Annotated in this window: 20 protein-coding genes; 9 read left to right on the top strand and 11 right to left on the bottom strand. The window is 69.6% G+C overall.

The features are described from left to right. The first annotated feature begins 112 nt into the window (after positions 1-112). The 3 genes from treS (at position 113) to ABCS02_RS07460 (ending at position 2,974) form a co-directional block, all read left to right on the top strand. Positions 113-1,822, top strand: a complete 1,710-nt coding sequence (treS, locus tag ABCS02_RS07470) for a maltose alpha-D-glucosyltransferase (RefSeq protein ID WP_345834952.1) — start codon at positions 113-115, stop codon at positions 1,820-1,822. 64 nt (positions 1,823-1,886) lie between these two features. Then, positions 1,887-2,585, top strand: a complete 699-nt coding sequence (locus tag ABCS02_RS07465) for a 3'-5' exonuclease (protein WP_345834951.1) — start codon at positions 1,887-1,889, stop codon at positions 2,583-2,585. 62 nt (positions 2,586-2,647) lie between these two features. Then, the gene (locus tag ABCS02_RS07460; protein ID WP_345834950.1) at positions 2,648-2,974 is read left to right on the top strand and encodes a DUF4190 domain-containing protein; all 327 of its coding nucleotides are present in this window, start codon (positions 2,648-2,650) and stop codon (positions 2,972-2,974) included. 56 nt (positions 2,975-3,030) lie between these two features. Here the strand turns inward: ABCS02_RS07460 and ABCS02_RS07455 are convergent, their stop codons facing one another. The 3 genes from ABCS02_RS07455 to glgA form a co-directional block, all read right to left on the bottom strand. Beyond that, the gene (locus ABCS02_RS07455) at positions 3,031-3,282 is read right to left on the bottom strand and encodes a type B 50S ribosomal protein L31 (protein WP_090038270.1); all 252 of its coding nucleotides are present in this window, start codon (positions 3,280-3,282) and stop codon (positions 3,031-3,033) included. A gap of 119 nt (positions 3,283-3,401) precedes the next feature. Continuing rightward, positions 3,402-4,202, bottom strand: a complete 801-nt coding sequence (locus ABCS02_RS07450) for an ABC transporter ATP-binding protein (protein WP_345834949.1) — start codon at positions 4,200-4,202, stop codon at positions 3,402-3,404. 19 nt (positions 4,203-4,221) lie between these two features. Continuing rightward, on the bottom strand, positions 4,222-5,409 hold the full coding sequence (glgA, locus tag ABCS02_RS07445; RefSeq protein WP_345834948.1) for a glycogen synthase: 1,188 nt from the start codon (positions 5,407-5,409) through the stop codon (positions 4,222-4,224). 47 nt (positions 5,410-5,456) lie between these two features. On the opposite strand from glgA, the gene ABCS02_RS07440 reads away from it, so the two are divergent. Beyond that, positions 5,457-6,701 (top strand): glucose-1-phosphate adenylyltransferase, encoded by a 1,245-nt coding sequence (locus tag ABCS02_RS07440; RefSeq protein ID WP_345834947.1) that lies wholly within the window; start codon positions 5,457-5,459, stop codon positions 6,699-6,701. Beyond that, positions 6,698-7,381, top strand: a complete 684-nt coding sequence (serB, locus tag ABCS02_RS07435) for a phosphoserine phosphatase SerB (RefSeq protein ID WP_345834946.1) — start codon at positions 6,698-6,700, stop codon at positions 7,379-7,381. The genes ABCS02_RS07440 and serB overlap by 4 nt, the downstream gene beginning before the upstream one ends. 8 nt (positions 7,382-7,389) lie before the next feature. Here the strand turns inward: serB and fabG are convergent, their stop codons facing one another. Beyond that, entirely contained in the window at positions 7,390-8,100 is a 711-nt protein-coding gene (gene fabG / locus ABCS02_RS07430) for a 3-oxoacyl-ACP reductase FabG (protein WP_345834945.1), read from the bottom strand. Between the two features lie 77 nt (positions 8,101-8,177). Here fabG and ABCS02_RS07425 point away from each other — a divergent pair, with 77 nt between their 5' ends. Genes ABCS02_RS07425 through ABCS02_RS07415 form a run of 3 tightly spaced genes read left to right on the top strand, consistent with a single transcriptional unit; the run spans position 8,178 to position 9,627 of the window. Next, positions 8,178-8,537 carry a DUF3099 domain-containing protein gene (locus tag ABCS02_RS07425; RefSeq protein WP_345834944.1) on the top strand — a complete coding sequence of 120 codons (360 nt, stop codon included), beginning with the start codon at positions 8,178-8,180 and terminating at the stop codon, positions 8,535-8,537. Further along, positions 8,534-8,752 (top strand): hypothetical protein, encoded by a 219-nt coding sequence (locus ABCS02_RS07420; RefSeq protein WP_345834943.1) that lies wholly within the window; start codon positions 8,534-8,536, stop codon positions 8,750-8,752. The genes ABCS02_RS07425 and ABCS02_RS07420 overlap by 4 nt, the downstream gene beginning before the upstream one ends. Continuing rightward, on the top strand, positions 8,749-9,627 hold the full coding sequence (locus ABCS02_RS07415; RefSeq protein ID WP_345834942.1) for an SURF1 family cytochrome oxidase biogenesis protein: 879 nt from the start codon (positions 8,749-8,751) through the stop codon (positions 9,625-9,627). Before ABCS02_RS07420 ends, ABCS02_RS07415 begins: the two co-directional genes overlap by 4 nt. A gap of 9 nt (positions 9,628-9,636) precedes the next feature. Here ABCS02_RS07415 and abc-f read toward each other — a convergent pair whose 3' ends face one another. The 6 genes from abc-f to sufB all read right to left on the bottom strand — a co-directional run bounded on the left by abc-f (position 9,637) and on the right by sufB (position 15,385). Next, entirely contained in the window at positions 9,637-11,235 is a 1,599-nt protein-coding gene (gene abc-f, locus ABCS02_RS07410; RefSeq protein WP_345834941.1) for a ribosomal protection-like ABC-F family protein, read from the bottom strand. Positions 11,236-11,307: 72 nt separating this feature from the next. Then, the gene (locus ABCS02_RS07405; protein ID WP_345834940.1) at positions 11,308-11,637 is read right to left on the bottom strand and encodes a metal-sulfur cluster assembly factor; all 330 of its coding nucleotides are present in this window, start codon (positions 11,635-11,637) and stop codon (positions 11,308-11,310) included. 9 nt (positions 11,638-11,646) lie between these two features. Then, on the bottom strand, positions 11,647-12,441 hold the full coding sequence (gene sufC, locus ABCS02_RS07400) for a Fe-S cluster assembly ATPase SufC (RefSeq protein ID WP_345834939.1): 795 nt from the start codon (positions 12,439-12,441) through the stop codon (positions 11,647-11,649). A 4-nt stretch (positions 12,442-12,445) separates the two neighbouring features. Continuing rightward, positions 12,446-12,775: a non-heme iron oxygenase ferredoxin subunit gene (locus ABCS02_RS07395; RefSeq protein ID WP_345834938.1), complete on the bottom strand. Its 330-nt coding sequence runs from the start codon at positions 12,773-12,775 to the stop codon at positions 12,446-12,448. Beyond that, complete coding sequence (gene sufD, locus ABCS02_RS07390) at positions 12,775-13,965, bottom strand: Fe-S cluster assembly protein SufD (protein ID WP_345834937.1); 1,191 nt, start codon at positions 13,963-13,965, stop codon at positions 12,775-12,777. Before sufD ends, ABCS02_RS07395 begins: the two co-directional genes overlap by 1 nt. 1 nt (position 13,966) lies before the next feature. Next, on the bottom strand, positions 13,967-15,385 hold the full coding sequence (gene sufB / locus ABCS02_RS07385) for a Fe-S cluster assembly protein SufB (RefSeq protein WP_345834936.1): 1,419 nt from the start codon (positions 15,383-15,385) through the stop codon (positions 13,967-13,969). Positions 15,386-15,696: 311 nt separating this feature from the next. Here sufB and ABCS02_RS07380 point away from each other — a divergent pair, with 311 nt between their 5' ends. Continuing rightward, a complete protein-coding gene (locus ABCS02_RS07380) occupies positions 15,697-16,638 on the top strand; it encodes a COX15/CtaA family protein (RefSeq protein WP_345834935.1) in 942 nt (313 codons plus the stop codon). Here ABCS02_RS07380 and ABCS02_RS07375 read toward each other — a convergent pair. Continuing rightward, on the bottom strand, positions 16,612-17,154 hold the full coding sequence (locus ABCS02_RS07375; RefSeq protein ID WP_345834934.1) for a GNAT family protein: 543 nt from the start codon (positions 17,152-17,154) through the stop codon (positions 16,612-16,614). The two genes, ABCS02_RS07380 and ABCS02_RS07375, sit on opposite strands and share 27 nt — an antisense overlap. Between the last annotated feature and the right edge of the window lie 52 nt (positions 17,155-17,206).

The raw sequence follows: 17,206 nt of genomic DNA, 5'->3' as shown, positions 1-17,206 counted from the left end.
CCCACCGCCCGCAGGTCCTAGACTTCTCTGGATGTAATCGCTTGCATGACCCCACCGTGCACGACCCCCGAGCTCGCTGCCCCGATGGCGTGGCCGCTCGAGAAGGAGAACCGTGAGTTTCACCGCGCCCATCACGCTGCCCGGGCTCACCCTCGATCCGCAGTGGTACCGCCGTGCCGTGTTCTACGAGGTCATGGTCCGCTCCTTCGTGGACAGCAACGGCGACGGGTCGGGCGACATCGCTGGCCTCACTTCCAAGCTCGACTACCTGCAGTGGCTGGGCATCGACGCGCTCTGGCTGCCGCCGTTCTTCCAGTCGCCGCTGCGCGACGGCGGCTACGACGTGTCCGACTTCAAGGCGATCCTGCCGGAGTTCGGCACGATCGAGGAGTTCCGCGACCTTGTCACCAAGGCGCACGAGCGCAACATGCGCATCATCATCGACCTCCCGATGAACCACACCTCCGACCAGCACGAGTGGTTCCAGCAGTCCCGCAGCGACCCGGAGGGCCCGTTCGGCGACTTCTACGTCTGGAACGACACCGACGACAAGTGGCCGGACATCCGCATCATCTTCGTCGACACCGAGGACTCCAACTGGGCCTTCGACGAGGCGCGCAGGCAGTTCTACTTCCACCGCTTCTTCTCGCACCAGCCCGACCTCAACTTCGAGAACCCCGCGGTGCACGACGCGATGTTCGACGTCGTCCGGTTCTGGCTCGACCTGGGCGTGGACGGCTTCCGCCTCGACGCGATCCCGTACCTGTACGAGTCGGACGAGGGCAACGGCGAGGGCGAGCCGCCCACCCACGAGTTCATCAAGAAGCTGCGGGTGATGGTCGACCGCGAGTACCCCGGCCGCATGATGATCGCGGAGGCGAACCAGTGGCCCCGCGAGGTCGCGGCCTTCTTCGGCTCGGAGGACGAGCCCGAGTGCCACATGGCGTTCGACTTCCCGGTGATGCCGCGCATCTTCTACGCGCTGCGCAGCCAGCAGGCCTCCGAGCTGATCCGGGTGCTGTCCGAGACGACGGACGTGCCGGAGGGCTCGGCGTGGGGCGTGTTCCTGCGCAACCACGACGAGCTCACCCTGGAGATGGTCAGCGAGGAGTACCGCCAGGCGATGTACGGCTGGTACGCCTACGACCCGCGGATGCGCGCCAACATCGGCATCCGCCGCCGGCTGGCTCCCCTGCTCGACAACTCTCGCGCCGAACTGGAGCTCGCCCACGCGCTGCTGTTCTCGCTGGAGGGCAGCCCGTTCCTCTACTACGGCGACGAGATCGGGATGGGCGACAACATCTGGCTGCCCGACCGCGATAGCTCGCGCACCCCGATGCAGTGGACGCCGGACCGCAACGCCGGGTTCTCGACGGCCGACCCCGGCAAGCTCTTCCTCCCGGTCGTGCAATCGCTCGTGTACCACTACAACCAGGTCAACGTGGAGGCGCAGCTCGCCCAGTCGCGCTCGCTGCTGCACTGGATCCGCAACGTCATCCACGTGCGCAAGGCGCACCCGGTGTTCGGCCTCGGCGACATGCGCGTGCTGCCGACCGACCACGAGTCGGTGCTCGCTTTTGTGCGCACCTACGAGGGCAGCGGCACGCACTTCGGCGACCAGCCGGAGGACGTGCTGTGCGTGTTCTCGTTCGCGCACAATCCGGTGTCGGTGACGCTGGAGGCGCCGGAGTTCGCTGGCCGCGCGCTGTACGACCTGTTCGGCGGCGCGGAGTTCCCGACCGTCGCCGAGGACGGCCGGTTCACGCTGACGCTCGGCACGCAGAACTTCTACTGGCTGCACATCGAGCCGCGGCGGCCGTAGCCGGTTCCGCGGCACGCCCGCCCCATTCCGCAGCGCTGACGGAGGTCGTTCCTACGCTGGCTGCATGAGCACCTGGCATCACGAACTCGGCGTCTTCGATCTGGAGACCACGGGCGTGGATGTCGAATCGGCGCGCATCGTCACCGCCCACGTCGGGCTGCTCGGCGAGAACGGCGAGGTCAAGCACGGGCGGTACTGGCTGCTGGACCCCGAGGTCGAGATCCCGGCGGAGGCCACCGCGGTGCACGGCATCACCACCGAGCTCGCCCGCGAGAAGGGCATGGACGCGGGCGCCGGGGTCGAGGCGATCGTGGACCAGCTCCGCCGCCTGTTCGACCGCGGCATCCCCGTCGTCGCCTACAACGCGCCCTACGACTTCACGCTGCTCGACCGGGAGGCCCGCCGCCACGGCATCGAGCCGCTGCACGCCCCCGGGCCCGTCATCGACCCGCTCGTCATCGACCGCGCCGTGGATCGCTACCGTCCGGGCAAGCGCACGCTCACCGTCACGGCGACGCACTACGGCGTCGAGCTCCTGGCCGCGCACGACGCCGCCGCCGACGCGATCGCCGCCGGCCGCCTCGCCCAGGCGCTCGCGCAGCGGCACGTCGAGGAGCTCGCGGTCGGCGCCGTGGAGCTGCACAGCAAGCAGGTGGACTGGTGCCGCGAGCAGGCGGCCGACTTCCAGGAGTACATGCGGCGCGTCCGCGACCCGGAGTTCACGGCGTCCGGAGCGTGGCCGGTGCACGCCTGGGAGGCGTGACGGGTCCCACCCCGCAGGCTGGGGACTGGCCGGGCGTCCACTGGGTCGCTACTGTCTGAGACATGAGTGACTCCGACCAGAATCCGCAGCCCCTGCCGCCGCAGCAGCCGCAGGCCCCGCAGTACGGCGCCTACCAGCCGCCGGCGCAGCCCGGGTACAACACCATGTCGATCGTGGCCTTCATCCTCGCGTTCTTCGTGAGCATCGTGGGCATCATCCTGGGCTTCGTCGCCCTCTCCCAGATCAAGCGCACCGGCGAGCAGGGCCGCGGCCTCGCCCTCGCGGCTGTCATCATCGGCTTCGTGGAGGTGGCGATCGGCCTCCTGATCTTCATCCTCGTGCTGATCGGCCTCGGCATCGCGGCCTCGAACGGCTACAAGACCTACTGAGGCGTCCGCGCACGCAGAAGGCCCCCGTCGGCGACGGGGGCCTTCTGCGTTGCGGCTTACTTGCCGAAGTTCTTGTAGCGCGTGTTGAACTTCTCGACGCGGCCGGCCGAGTCGAGGATGCGCTGCTTGCCCGTGTAGAACGGGTGCGACTCCGAGGAGATCTCGACGTCGATGACCGGGTAGGTGTTGCCGTCCTCCCACTCGATGGTCTTGTCGCTGCTCACGGTGGAGCGGGTCAGGAAGGTCGCACCCGAGGCCAGGTCGCGGAAAACCACGGGGGCGTAGTCGGGGTGGATGCCAGTCTTCATGAGGACTTCCTTGTTGCGTAGTGTTCGGTCGGTCGTGTCCGCGCGCGAAAGCGTGGGGACGAGAAGCTTTATGGTTCACACCTGCTGCGGGGAACCAGCTATCGAGTTTAGCAGATACCTCAGTCGCCCGTGGCCTGACGCGCCCGGGCGGTGAAGCGGCCCTCGGTCTCGGTGAGCTCCACGTCGACGCCGAAGGTCTCGCTGAGCGACTCGCTCGTCAGCACCTCGGCGATCGGGCCGGCGGCGGTGACGCGGCCGTCCTTCAGGAGCAGGGCGCGGTTGAAGCCGAGCGGGATCTCCTCGACGTGGTGGGTGACCATGACGATCGCGGGCGACTTGGGGTCGCTCGCGTACCCGCCGAGCAGCTGCACGAGCTCCTCACGGCCGCCGAGGTCGAGGCTCGCCGCGGGCTCGTCCAGGAGCAGGATCTCCGGGTCGGTCATCACCGAGCGGGCGATCTGCACGCGCTTCTGCTCGCCGTCGCTCAGGCTGCCGAAGGTGCGCTCGGCGAGGTGGTCGAGGTGCCACTCCGAGAGCACGCGGCGGGCGCGGCGCTCGTCGATGTCCTCGTACAGTTCGTTCCAGCGGCCGGTCACCGCGTAGGCGGCGGTCATCACCACGTCGAGCACGCGCTCGGTGCGCGGGATGCGCCGGGCCAGCGCGGTGGACGCGAAGCCGAGCAGCGGGCGCAGCTCGGACAGGTCGCTGTGGCCGACGGTCTCGCCGAGCACGACGGCCTCCCCCGACGACGGGTGGATGGCCGCGGCGGCGACCTGCAGCATCGTGGTCTTGCCCGCGCCGTTCGGGCCGAGGATGACCCACCGCTCGTCCGGCTCCACCGTCCAGTCGACGTTCTGGAGGACGGGGTTGCCGTCCCGGACTACGGACACGTCGTGAAGACGGAGAACACTGCCTGCCATGCGCTCTAGCCTACCGGCGTCAGGCGGAGGTCACGGACCGGTAGATCGCGCGGGTCTGCTCGGCGATCGCGGTCCAGCTGAACTCGGTCTCGGCGCGCGCGCGGCCCGCCTCGCCCATCCGGGCGGCCCGCTCGGGGTCGGAGGCGACCTCGGTCAGGGCGGCGGCGAGGTCGCGCACGAACGCCTCCGGGTCGGTCGGCGTCCCCGTGCCGTCGTGGAGCTGGTCGATCGGCACCAGCCGGCCCGTCACGCCGTCGACGATGACCTCCGGGATGCCGCCGGTGGCGGTGCCGACGACCGGGAGGCCGCACGCCATCGCCTCCAGGTTCACGATCCCGAGCGGCTCGTAGATCGACGGGCAGACGAACACGGTGGAGGCCGTGAGCGCCGCGCGCAGCTCGTCGTTCGGGAGCAGCCGGTCGATCCAGACGACGCCGTCGCGCTCGGCCTGCAGCCCCTCCACCAGCCCGGTCACCTCGGCGAGGATCTCCGGGGTGTCGGGCGCGCCGGCGCACAGGATGACCTGCACCTCCGGCGGCAGCATCCTGGCCGCGCGCAGCAGGTACGGAAGGCCCTTCTGCCGGGTGATCCGGCCCACGAAGATGACCGCGGGGCGGTCGGGGTCGATGCCGAGCGCCCGCGCCTTGCCCTCGTCGTGCAGCGGGGTCCAGCGCTCCAGGTCGATGCCGTTGTAGACGACGGTGACCTTCTGCGGGTCCAGCGCCGGGTAGGAGGCGAGGATGTCGCGGCGCATGCCGTCGCTCACCGCGATGACCATGTCCGCCGCCTCGAACGCGGTCTTCTCGATCCAGCTCGACACGCGGTAGCCTCCGCCGAGCTGCTCGGCCTTCCACGGCCGCAGCGGCTCCAGGCTGTGCGCGGTGACGACGTGCGGGACGCCGTGCAGCAGCTTGGCGAGGTGGCCGCCCGCGTTGGCGTACCAGGTGTGCGAGTGGACCACGTCCGCTCCGCCGCAGTCCTGCGCCATCTGGAGGTCGACGCCGAGCGTGGTGAGCGAGCCATTGGCCGCCGCCAACTCCGCCGGGACGCGGTACGCGAACGTGTCCGCCTCGTCCCGCGGCTCCCCGAAGCACCGCACGCGGACCTCGGTATCGGTCCTCAGCGCGCGGACCAGCTCGGTCACGTGCACCCCGGCGCCGCCGTAGATGTCCGGCGGGTACTCCTTGGTCAGAAGATCAACGCGCATGACGAGAACGCTAGTACAGCCCCCCGGTTGCCTCTACTGTGGTGCCTATGGCAGCAGGCAAGAAGATCTTCGGCATCGTGCTCGCAGGCGGCGAAGGGAAACGGCTGATGCCGTTGACCGCCGACCGCGCCAAGCCCGCGGTGCCGTTCGGCGGACAGTACCGGCTCATCGACTTCGCCCTGTCCAACCTGATCAACTCCCAGCTGCGCCAGATCGTCGTGCTGACCCAGTACAAGTCGCACAGCCTCGACCGCCACGTCTCGCAGACCTGGCGGCTCGACGGGATGCTCAACTCGTACATCGCGTCCGTGCCGGCCCAGCTGGGGCGCGGCATGCGCGGGTTCTGCGTCTCGGCCGACGCCATCCTGCAGAGCCTCAACCTGCTGCGCGATGAGCGGCCCGACATCGTGGTCGTGGTCGGCGCCGACCACGTCTACCGCATGGACTTCAACCAGATGCTGCAGGCCCACATCGACTCGGGCGCTCCCGCGACGGTCGCGGCGATCCGCCAGCCGATCGCGCTCGCCGACCAGTTCGGCGTGATCGAGGTGGACGCGGACAAGCCGGACCGGATCGCGGCGTTCCGCGAGAAGCCGAAGGACCCGGTGGGCCTGCCGGACTCCCCCGACGAGGTGCTCGCCTCGATGGGCAACTACGTCTTCGACGCGGACGCGCTCATCGACGCGGTGATCCGCGACGGCGACCGGCCCGACTCCAACCACGACATGGGCGGGGACATCATCCCGGACTTCGTGTCGCGCAACGAAGCGGCCGTCTACGACTTCAACAACAACGACGTGCCGGGTTCGACCGACCGCGACCGCTACTACTGGCGCGACGTGGGGACGATCGACTCGTTCTTCGAGGCCCACCAGGACCTCATCTCGGCGCTCCCGGTGTTCAACCTGTACAACGCGGAGTGGCCGATCTTCAGCCAGGTGCTCAACTCGCCGCCGGCGAAGATCGTCCGCGACGGCCGCGGAGCCCTCGGCACCACGATCGACTCGATCGTCTCGCTCGGCTCGGTCATCTCCGGGGCGCACCTGGAGCGCAGCGTGCTCGGCCCGTGGGCCACCGTCGCCTCCGGCGCCAAGGTGATCGACTCGGTCGTGTTCGACCGCGCGCTGATCGAGCCGAACGCGTTCGTCGGCCGGGCCATCCTCGACAAGGACGTGGTCGTGGCGGAGGGCGCGCGGATCGGCGTGGACCCGGAGCGCGACCGCGCCCGCGGCTTCACGGTCACCGAGTCCGGAATCACCGTCGTCGGCAAGGGAGTGCACGTCGTCCCATGACGCACGGACATCCACACGACGGCACCCGTCCCTCGGAGCGTGCCGCCCGCTTCCTCGTCGTCCTCGACGCCGACTCCACCCTGATCCATGACGAGGTGATCGAGCTGCTCGCCGAGGAGGCCGGCTCGCGCACCGAGGTCGCGGAGATCACCGAGCGCGCCATGCGCGGCGAGCTCGACTTCGAGGAGAGCCTGCGCGAGCGGGTCCGGACCCTGGAGGGCCTGCCTGTCTCGGTCTTCGAGCGCGTCGGGGAGCGCATCCGCGTCACCGACGGCGTGCCGGAGCTCATCGCCGGCGTGCAGGCCGCGGGCGGCGAGGTCGGCGTGGTCTCCGGCGGCTTCCACGAGCTGCTCGACCCGCTCGGGGAGCGGCTCGGCCTCGACCACTGGCGGGCCAACCGGCTCGCCGTCGCCGACGGCGTCCTGACCGGCGAGGTGGACGGCCCCGTCGTCGATGCGGCCGCGAAGGCGCAGGCCCTGCTGTTCTGGGCCGCGGAGTCCGGCGTGCACCTGCGTCAGACCGTCGCGATCGGCGACGGCGCCAACGACCTGCGGATGATGGCGGAGGCCGGCCTCGCGGTGGCGTTCAACGCCAAGCCGCGCGTGCGCGAGGAGGCCGACCTCGTGATCGACCGCCAGGACCTGGCGCAGGTGCTGCCGCTGCTCGGCCTCCGCGGCTGAGCCTCGGCCTAGTGGCCCATCCCGAGGCCGCCGTCGACCGGGATGACGGCGCCGGACACATAGCCCGCGTCGTCCCCGGCGACCCAGGTCACCACGCGCGCCACCTCGTTCGGCGAGGCGAAGCGGCCGGCCGGGATGTTGCGCTTGTACTCGGCCTGCTGCGCCTCCGGGAGGGCGGCCGTCATGTCGGTCTCGATGAAGCCGGGGGCGACCACGTTGGCGGTGATCCCGCGGCCGCCGAGCTCGCGCGTGATCGAGCGCGCCATGCCGACGAGGCCGGCCTTGCTGGCGGCGTAGTTGACCTGGCCTGCGGAACCGTACAGGCCCACGACGCTCGAGATGAGCACGATGCGGCCCCAGCGCGCCTTCAGCATGCCCTTGGAGGCGCGCTTGACGACGCGGAACGCGCCGCCCAGGTTGGTCTCCACGACCGAGTCGAACTCCTCGTCGCTCATGCGCATGAGCAGGGTGTCCTTGGTGATGCCGGCGTTCGCCACGACGACCTCGACCGGGCCGAGCTCGGCCTCCACCTGGGTGAAGGCGGCGTCCACGGAGGCCGCGTCGGTGACGTCGGCGCGCACCGTGAGCGCGCCGGCCGGGCCCTCGCCCGAACGCGCCGTCACCGCCACCCTGTGCCCCTGAGCGAGGAACTCCTCGGCGATCGCGTAGCCGATCCCCCGGTTCCCTCCGGTGACGAGCACAGTGCGTGGCGTGGTCATGCAGACGATCCCTTCAATCGAGTTCGGCCCGTGGCGGACCGGTACCAGTTTATGGACGTACTCTGGAGTCAACGCACATGAAGCAGCCACGCCCGTCCATCACCAATCTCCCGCTCTCCCCGGACGAGGAGCGCAAGCGGCGGATGATCAAGTACTCCGTCGCCATGGGGGTCCGTATCGTCTGCCTCATCGTCGCGATCTTCGTCGGCTGGCCGTGGGGTGCGATCCCGCTGATCGGCGCCGTGTTCCTGCCGTACTTCGCTGTGGTGATCGCCAACGTCGGCGCGGAGCCGCATGAAGCGGAAGCACAGCGTCCGGGCAATATCCTGCCGATGGCGCCTCCAGCAGGGGGAGGCCGCCAGGAGTCGGGCGAGCAGCCCACGGACGGGCCGCAGGCGGATACGCACGGCCCGAACGCGCACGAGGAGGATGAGTGATCGGACTGGGCGAACCGGAGGCACTCACCTGCTCCCGCGCCGGCTGCCGTGAGACCGCGTCCTGGCGGATCGAGTGGCGCAACCCGCGCATCCACACCGCCGACCGGGTGAAGGTGTGGCTGGCCTGCGACGAGCACGTGGACTACCTGCGCGACTTCCTCGCGGCGCGGGAGTTCCCGGTCGCTGTCGTGCCCGTCGAGAGGACGACCGCGTGACCGCCGAGCCGTCGACGCCGCAGAAGAAGCCGGTCGGGTGGAGCTTCGCGTTCTCCCGCCGCTGGTTCGGCTACCTGGCGTTCGCGATCGTCTTCGCCATCGCCTGCGGCTTCCTCTCCAACTGGCAGCTCGCGCGCAGCAAGGAGGCCGCGGCCGCCAACGCGCTCATCTCCGCCAACTTCTACTCGCACCCCGTTCCGCTCGACCAGGAGCTGCCGTCGCTGACCGCCTACTCCCCCTCGCAGGAGTGGACGCGCGTCACCGTGACGGGCACCTACGAGAAGGACAAGGAGATCCTGGCGCGCAACCGCCCGTTCAACGGCAGCCCCGGGTTCGAGGTGCTCACCCCGCTGCGGACGGCCGACGGCTCGCTGTTCATCGTGGACCGCGGCTGGGTGCCCACCGGCAACAACACCGACTCCCCCGACCACGTGCCCGCCGCGCCCTCCGGGACCGTGACCGTGATCGCGCGGCTGAAGGCCAGCGAGCCGGCCATCCAGGGCCGCACCGGCGTCGGGATGCAGGTCGGCACCATCCAGCTCTCGGTCGTCAAGCAGAAGCTCGACGGCGCCGACGTCTACACCGGCGCGTACGGGCTGCTCGCGTCGCAGAAGCCGAGCCCCGCGAGCGCGCCGACGCCGACGGTCACCGACCCGCCGACGCAGGACGAGGGGCTGCACTGGTCGTACATGATCCAGTGGATCATCTTCGCCCTGATCGGCTTCTTCGGCCTCGGCTACGCGCTGCGCACCGAGTACCGCAAGCGCAACGAGCACGACCCGGCCGAGCAGGCCCGCGCCGCCGAGCGCGCCCGCCGCCGCGCGCTCAAGCGCAGCGACTCCGACGTGGAGGACGAGCTGCTCGACGCGCGCTGACCCGCGCGGCTACGCCAGGGAGATCAGGTCCAGGTAGTCGCGGTTCCAGTGGTCCTCGACGCCGTCGGGGAGGATGAGGACGCGCTCGGGGTTCAGCGCCTCCACGGCTCCCTCGTCGTGGCTCACGAGCACGACGGCGCCCTCGTAGTGCGCGAGCGCGTCGAGGATCTCCTCGCGGCTGGCCGGGTCGAGGTTGTTCGTCGGCTCGTCCAGCAGCAGCACGTTCGCGCCGGAGACCACGATCATCGCCAGCGCGAGGCGGGTCTTCTCGCCGCCGGAGAGCACGCCGGCCGGCTTGTGCGCGTCGTCGCCGGTGAACAGGAACGAGCCGAGGACTTTCCGGGCCTCGGTCTCGGTGAGCGACGGCGACGACGACACCATGTTCTGCAGCACCGAGCGCTCGACGTCGATCGTCTCGTGCTCCTGCGCGTAGTAGCCGATCCGGAGGCCGTGGCCGGGCTCCACCTGGCCGGTGTCCGGCCGGTCGACGCCCGCGAGCATCCGCAGCAGCGTGGTCTTGCCCGCGCCGTTCAGCCCGAGCACCACCACCTTCGAACCGCGGTCGATCGCGAGGTCCACCGCCGTGAAGATCTCCAGCGAGCCGTAGCTCTTCGACAGGTCGGAGGCCTGCAGCGGCGTCCGTCCGCACGCGGCGGGGGTCGGGAAGCGCAGCTTCGCCACCCGGTCGACCTGACGCACCTCGTCCAGGCCGGCGAGCAGCTTCTCGGCGCGCGCGACCATCTGGTGCGCAGCCGCCGCCTTGGTCGCCTTGGCGCCGAACTTGGCGGCCTGGAGCTGGAGGGCGGACGCCTTCTTCTCGGCGTTGACGCGCTCCTTCTTGCGGCGCTCCTCGTCCGCCGCGCGCTGGCGCTGGTAGTTCTTCCAGCCCATGTTGTAGATGTCGATGACCTGGCGGTTGGCGTCCAGGTAGAAGACGCGGTTGACGGTCTCGCCGACCAGCTCGACGTCGTGCGAGATGACGATGAAGCCGCCGGAGTAGTTCTTGAGGAAGTCCCGCAGCCAGACGATGGAGTCGGCGTCGAGGTGGTTGGTCGGCTCGTCCAGGATCATCGTGCGCGCGTCCGAGAACAGGATGCGCGCCAGCTCGATGCGGCGGCGCTGACCACCCGAGAGGGTCTTCAGCGGCTGGTCGAGGATGCGATCGGGCAGGTTGAGGTTGGAGGCGATGGAGGCCGCCTCGGCCTCGGCGGCGTACCCGCCGTGCATGTGGAACTGCTCCTCCAGCCGGCCGTACTTCTTCATGGCCGCCGCGGAGACCTCCGCGTCGTCGCTCGCCATGTCGTGCGTGGCCTGCTGCATGCCGAGGACGATCGAGCCGAGGCCGCGGGCGTCCAGGATGCGCGTGCGCGCGAGGTCGTCCAGGTTGCCCGAGCGCGGGTCCTGCGGGAGGTAGCCGAGCTCGCCGGAGCGGTCGACCTTGCCGGAGCTCGGCAGCAGGTCGCCGGCGAGCACCTTGGTGAGGGTGGTCTTGCCGGCGCCGTTGCGGCCGACGAGCCCGATCTTGTCGCCGTCGGCCACGCGGAAGCTGACGTCCTCCATCAGCAGGCGGGCGCCGACGCGCAGTTCGAGGTCGTGCACGGCGAGCACAGTGGTGGTCCTAACGTTCGGTGGTCAGACAGAAGTCCCGGCACTCACGTGCCGGGACCTCATCGTCGGAAATCAGATGGCGAAGCCGAGGGCGCGCATCATGTCGCGGCCGTCGTCGGTGATCCGCTCCGGACCCCACGGCGGCATCCACACCCAGTTGATGCGGAACGCCTCCACGATGCCGTCCAGGCTCTCGGCGGTCTGCTCTTCGAGCACGTCGGTGAGCGGGCAACCGGCGCTCGTGAGGGTCATGGAGATGATGAGGGCGTTGTTCTCCTCATCCCAGGCCAGGTCGTAGATGAGGCCCAGGTCGACGACATTGATCCCGAGCTCGGGGTCCATGACGTTCTTGAGCGCCTCTTCGACCTGGTCGAAGAGCGCGGGGCTCAGCGTTTCGGGCATGGTCGGATTCTACGCTTCGGCCAGGTCGACGGCGTCGGCCTTGGCGGGCTCGGGGGCGTCCACGAAGCGGTCGTAGCCCTCCTCCTCCAGGCGCTCGGCGAGCTCGGGGCCGCCCTCCTCGGCCACCCGGCCGGCGACGAAGACGTGTACGAAGTCGGGCTTGATGTAGCGGAGGATGCGCGTGTAGTGCGTGATCAGCATGATGCCGAGGCCGGTGTTGGCCTTGGCGCGGTTCACGCCCTCCGACACGACCTTGAGCGCATCGACGTCGAGGCCGGAGTCGGTCTCGTCCAGCACCGCGAACTTCGGCTTGAGGAGTTCGAGCTGCAGGATCTCGTTGCGCTTCTTCTCGCCGCCCGAGAAGCCCTCGTTGACGTTGCGCTCGGCGAAGGAGGAGTCCATGCGGAGCTGCCCCATCGTCTCGCGGACGTCCTTCACCCAGGTGCGAATGGCAGGAGCCTGGCCGTCGATCGCGGTCTTGGCGGTGCGGAGGAAGTTGGTGTTGGTCACACCGGGGATCTCCACCGGGTACTGCATGGCGAGGAACAGGCCCGCGCGGGCGCGCTCGTCGACAGTCATCGCGAGGACGTCCTCGCCGTCGAGCGTGATGGTGCCGGAGGTGACCGTGTACTTCGGGTGGCCGGCGATCGTGTACGCCAGGGTGGACTTGCCCGAGCCGTTGGGGCCCATGATGGCGTGGATCTCACCCTCGCGGATGGTCAGGTCGACACCGTTGAGGATGGGCTTGGTGCCCTGGTCCGTCTCGACGGTGACGTGCAGGTCGCGGATCTCGAGGACTGACATGTGCTTACTGAATCTCTTTCGTGACGGTCGGGTCGATGTAGACGTCTCCGTCGATGACCTCGACCTGGAAGACGGGGACCGGCTCGTAGGCCGGGAGGTTGAGCGGCTTGCCGGTGATGAGCGAGAACTGGGAGCCGTGCGCCCAGCACTCCAGCGTCTCGCCCTCGATGAAGCCCTCGGCGAGGGAGATCTCGCCGTGCGTGCAGGTATCGCCGATGGCGTGGATGTCGCCGGCCGAGTCCTTGACGACCGCGATCGGCACGCCGTCGACCACCACGCGGGTGGCCTGGTTCTCGACCAGCTCGGCCGCCGAGGCGACGCGGGTGCCCGCCATCAGCTCGCCGCCGTGACGGAGACGGCGAGCTCGGCCTCGATCGCGGCCTGCAGGCGCTCCTGGAGCGCGGGCGAGCCGATCTGCTGGACGATCTCGAACAGGAAGCCGCGGACGACCAGGCGACGGGCCTCGTCCTCCGGGATGCCGCGCGACTGCAGGTAGAAGAGCTGCTCGTCGTCGAAGCGTCCCGTGGCGCTGGCGTGGCCGGCGCCGACGATGTCGCCGGTCTCGATCTCCAGGTTCGGCACCGAGTCGGCGCGGGCGCCGTCGGTGAGCACGAGGTTGCGGTTCTGCTCGTAGGTGTCGGTTCCGACGGCCTTCGGGCCGATCAGCACGTCGCCGATCCACACCGTGCGCGCGCCCTCGCCCTGCAGCGCGCCCTTGTAGGTGACGCGGCTGCGGGTCTCGGGACCGTCGTGGTGCACGTAGACCTGCTGCTCCAGGTGCTGGGAGGCGTCGGCGAAGTAGGCTCCGAGCAGCTCGGCGTCGGCCCGCGCGCCGGCGAGGTGCGCCGACGGGTTGAGCCGGACCACGCCGCCGCCGAGCGTGACGACGACGTGCTTGATGCGCGCGCCCTCGGCCAGCTCGGCGAAGTGCGCCGCGACGTGCAGCGCGTCGTCGTCCCACTCCTGCACCGACACGACCGTGAGATTCGCGTTCGCGCCGAGCAGGAACTCGACGTTCTCGGTCAGGTGTGCCGCGCCGCTGTTCTGCAGGATCAGCGTGGCGTGGGCGCCGGGGGCGACCTCCACCACGGTGTGCGCCGCGCGGGCGGAGCCGCCGAGCGCCGAGCGAGTGAGGGTGGCCTCCTTGACGTCGTCGCCCGTGATGGAGACGAGCAGCGCCTGCTCGAAGTTCGTCCAGGCGTTCGCCGAGGCGCGGTCCTCCGGGATGCCGGCGGCGCCCACCCGGGCGTCGTCGCGGGCGACCCACTCGGCCGTCACGCCGGGAGCGGGGGTCAGGTCGACGACGTACGGCGCGCCGTCCAGCTCACCCGAGATGAGCTCGGCGAGGCGGGCGACCGGCGTGTGCTTCCACATGACCTCGCGGCCGGTCACGTCCGGGAAGTCGGCGACCTGGGTGGAGGTGAACCGCTCGGAGCGGGTCTGGACCGGGACGGGCGCGCGCAGGTGCCGCGGCGCCGGCGCTGGGGTGTCCTGGGTCTGCGTCGGGGTGGTGGGGGTCGTCATATCAGCCGACAGAGCCTTCCATGCCCATCTCGATGAGCTTGTTGAGTTCGAGTGCGTATTCCATCGGGAGCTCGCGAGCGATCGGCTCGATGAAGCCGCGGACGATCATCGCCATGGCCTCGTCCTCCGGGAGCCCCCGGGACATCAGGTAGAACAGCTGCTCCTCGCTCACGCGCGAGACCGTGGCCTCGTGGCCGAGCTGCACGTCGTCCACCCGGATGTCGATCGCCGGGTAGGTGTCGGAGCGCGAGATGGTGTCGACCAGCAGCGCGTCGCAGCGCACCGTGTTGGCGGCGTGGTGGGCGTTGGCGTCCACCCGCACCTCGCCGCGGTAGCCTGCGCGGCCGCCGCCGCGGGCGATCGACTTGGAGACGATCGAGGACTGCGTGTACGGCGCCATGTGGATCATCTTCGCGCCGGCGTCCTGGTGCTGGCCCGGGCCGGCGAAGGCGACGGAGAGCGTCTCGCCCTTGGCGTGCTCGCCCATCAGGTAGATCGACGGGTACTTCATCGTCACCTTGGAGCCGATGTTGCCGTCGATCCACTCCATCGTCGCGCCCTCGGCGGCTGTGGCGCGCTTGGTGACGAGGTTGTAGACGTTGTTCGACCAGTTCTGGATGGTCGTGTAGCGCACGCGGGCGTTCTTCTTGACGATGATCTCGACCACGGCGGAGTGCAGCGAGTCGGACTTGTAGATCGGGGCCGTGCAGCCCTCGATGTAGTGCACGTAGCTGCCCTCGTCGGCGATGATCAGCGTGCGCTCGAACTGGCCCATGTTCTCGGTGTTGATCCGGAAGTAGGCCTGCAGCGGGATCTCGACGTGGACGCCCTTGGGGACGTACACGAACGAGCCGCCGGACCAGACGGCCGTGTTGAGCGCGGCGAACTTGTTGTCGCCGGCCGGGATGACGGTGCCGAAGTACTCCTCGAAGATCTCGGGGTGCTCGCGCAGCGCGGTGTCGGTGTCAAGGAAGATGACGCCCTGCTCCTCCAGGTCCTCGCGGATCTGGTGGTAGACGACCTCGGACTCGTACTGGGCGGCGACCCCGGCGACGAGGCGCTGGCGCTCCGCCTCGGGGATGCCGAGCTTCTCGTAGGTGTTGCGGATGTCCTCCGGCAGGTCCTCCCAGCTCTGGGCCTGCTTCTCGGTGGAGCGGACGAAGTACTTGATGTTGTCGAAGTCGATCTCGGAGAGATCGGCGCCCCAGGTGGGCATCGGCTTGCGCTCGAAGAGCTGGAGGGCCTTGAGGCGGCGCTGCAGCATCCACTCCGGCTCGTTCTTGAGAGCGGAGATGTCCTTGACCACCTCCGGTCCGAGCCCGCGACGCGCGGAAGCGCCTGCCGCATCGGAGTCCGCCCAGCCGAACTCGTACTGCCCGAGGCTCGCGAGTTCCGGTCGGTCGATCAGGATGTCTGACATATCTACCTCTGTTTCCTTCCACTCTCAACCGGATATCAGTCCGGCTCATTCCCCTCGCGGCGCGTGTCTGCCCTGCGCCGAGAGCGTCCTGATTGTGCGGGTGGCTGTGCTGCGACCAGCGCAGCACGTACCTAGACTGATCGAGGACAGGGGCGGCAGTGCCCCGGCCGCAGGCGAGGAAACGCTTGCGGGCACGCGCACTTTCACGCGCGTTTCTCGAACCCACCAATTCTACAGGTGCGGAGCGGTAATAGTAGAGACGCGCCTGCACGTTGGCCGAGTATCGAACAGATCTGAGGAACCCAGGAACTATGAAGCGCATCATCGCGTGGCTGCCCGACCGTGTCGAACGGCGCACCAGGGTCGTCGCCTGGCTGTACCTCGCGGCTCAGGTCCTGCTGGTCACCACGGGCGGAGCGGTGCGGCTCACGGGGAGCGGGCTCGGCTGCCCGACCTGGCCCAAGTGCACGGCGGACTCGATCGTGAACACGCCGGAGATGGGCATTCACGGCGTCATCGAGTTCGGCAACCGGATGCTCGGCGGCGTGCTCGCGATCCTCGCGATCCTCGCCTTCCTGATGGTGGTCAAGCTCCTCCGCACGCGGCGCGACCTGTTCTGGCTCGCCTTCGCCGCGGGCCTCGGCGTGCCGTTCCAGGCCGTCCTCGGCGGGATCACGGTGCTCATCAAGCTCACCTGGTGGGTCGTCGGCCTGCACTTCATCACCTCCATCGTGCTGGTCGCGCTCACGACGGTTTTCCTCGTCCGGGTGTACGCCGTGCCCGGCCCGCGCGTCCGCGCCGTCCCCGGCTGGTACGCGGTCACCGCCTACGTCACGAGCGTGTTCGTCGGCATCACGATCGTCCTCGGAATCGTCACGACCGGCACCGGCCCGCACGCGGGCGACCCGAACACGCCGCGCACCGGCCTGAACCCGGAGCTGATCGAGCACGTCCACTCGTTCCCGGCGTACGCGACCTTCGCCCTGACGCTCGTCCTGGTGGTCGGCGCCTGGCGGATCACCGCGACGCCCGTGCACCGCCTGACGCTCCTGCTGCTCGGGGTGGAGCTCGTGCAGATCGCCGTGGGGCTGATCCAGTCCAACACCGGCCTGCCCGGGATCCTCGTCGGCATCCACATGACCCTGGCGGCAACGCTCGCTTCGGTGATGACCGCGGTGGTCATGTCGCTCACGGCCGCCCGGCGGCCCGAGCCGGTCGAGACCGGCTCAGCGGCGGACGTCGTCGCGGCGTAGCACGCCGGTCAGCGCCTCCCGCTGCTCGTCGCGGAAGTCCACGGCGTGCGGCTGCGCGCCGGCGAAGTCGAAGCCGACCGCGTCGGCCAGTCTCCTACTGGCGTCGTTACCCGGCAGGTACTCCCAGCGCAGCTGGTCGAGGCCGAAGCCGTCCGGCGACAGCGCGTAGTCGCAGACGGCCGTCAGCGCCTCGGTCATCACTCCCCTGCGCCGCGCAGACGGCGTCAGCCAGCAGCCGAGGGAGGCCGATCCCGCCGCCTCGTCCCTGCGCACCTCCACGGCGCCGACGAGCGGGGCGTTATCGCCCTCCCGGATCGCCCACACCGTGAACCGGCCGCTGGCCAGCCCGTGCGGGCAGTAGGAGCGCACGAAGAACTCGGCGTTCTCGATCGTGTACGGCTCCGGCAGCGGCACCCAGCGCAGCAGCTCGGGATCGCGGCACGCCTCCAGGACGGCGGGGATGTCGCTCTCCCGCGGCGCATCGAGGACGAGCCGTTCCGTCCTCAGCGCCTGCACGCTCAAAACGCTAGCAGCGCCACCCACATTCGTCACGAATGGCGTGAAAGTG

It is taken from the genome of Microbacterium sp. X-17 (assembly GCF_039615055.1).
This window is presented reverse-complemented; position numbering and strand designations above follow the sequence as displayed.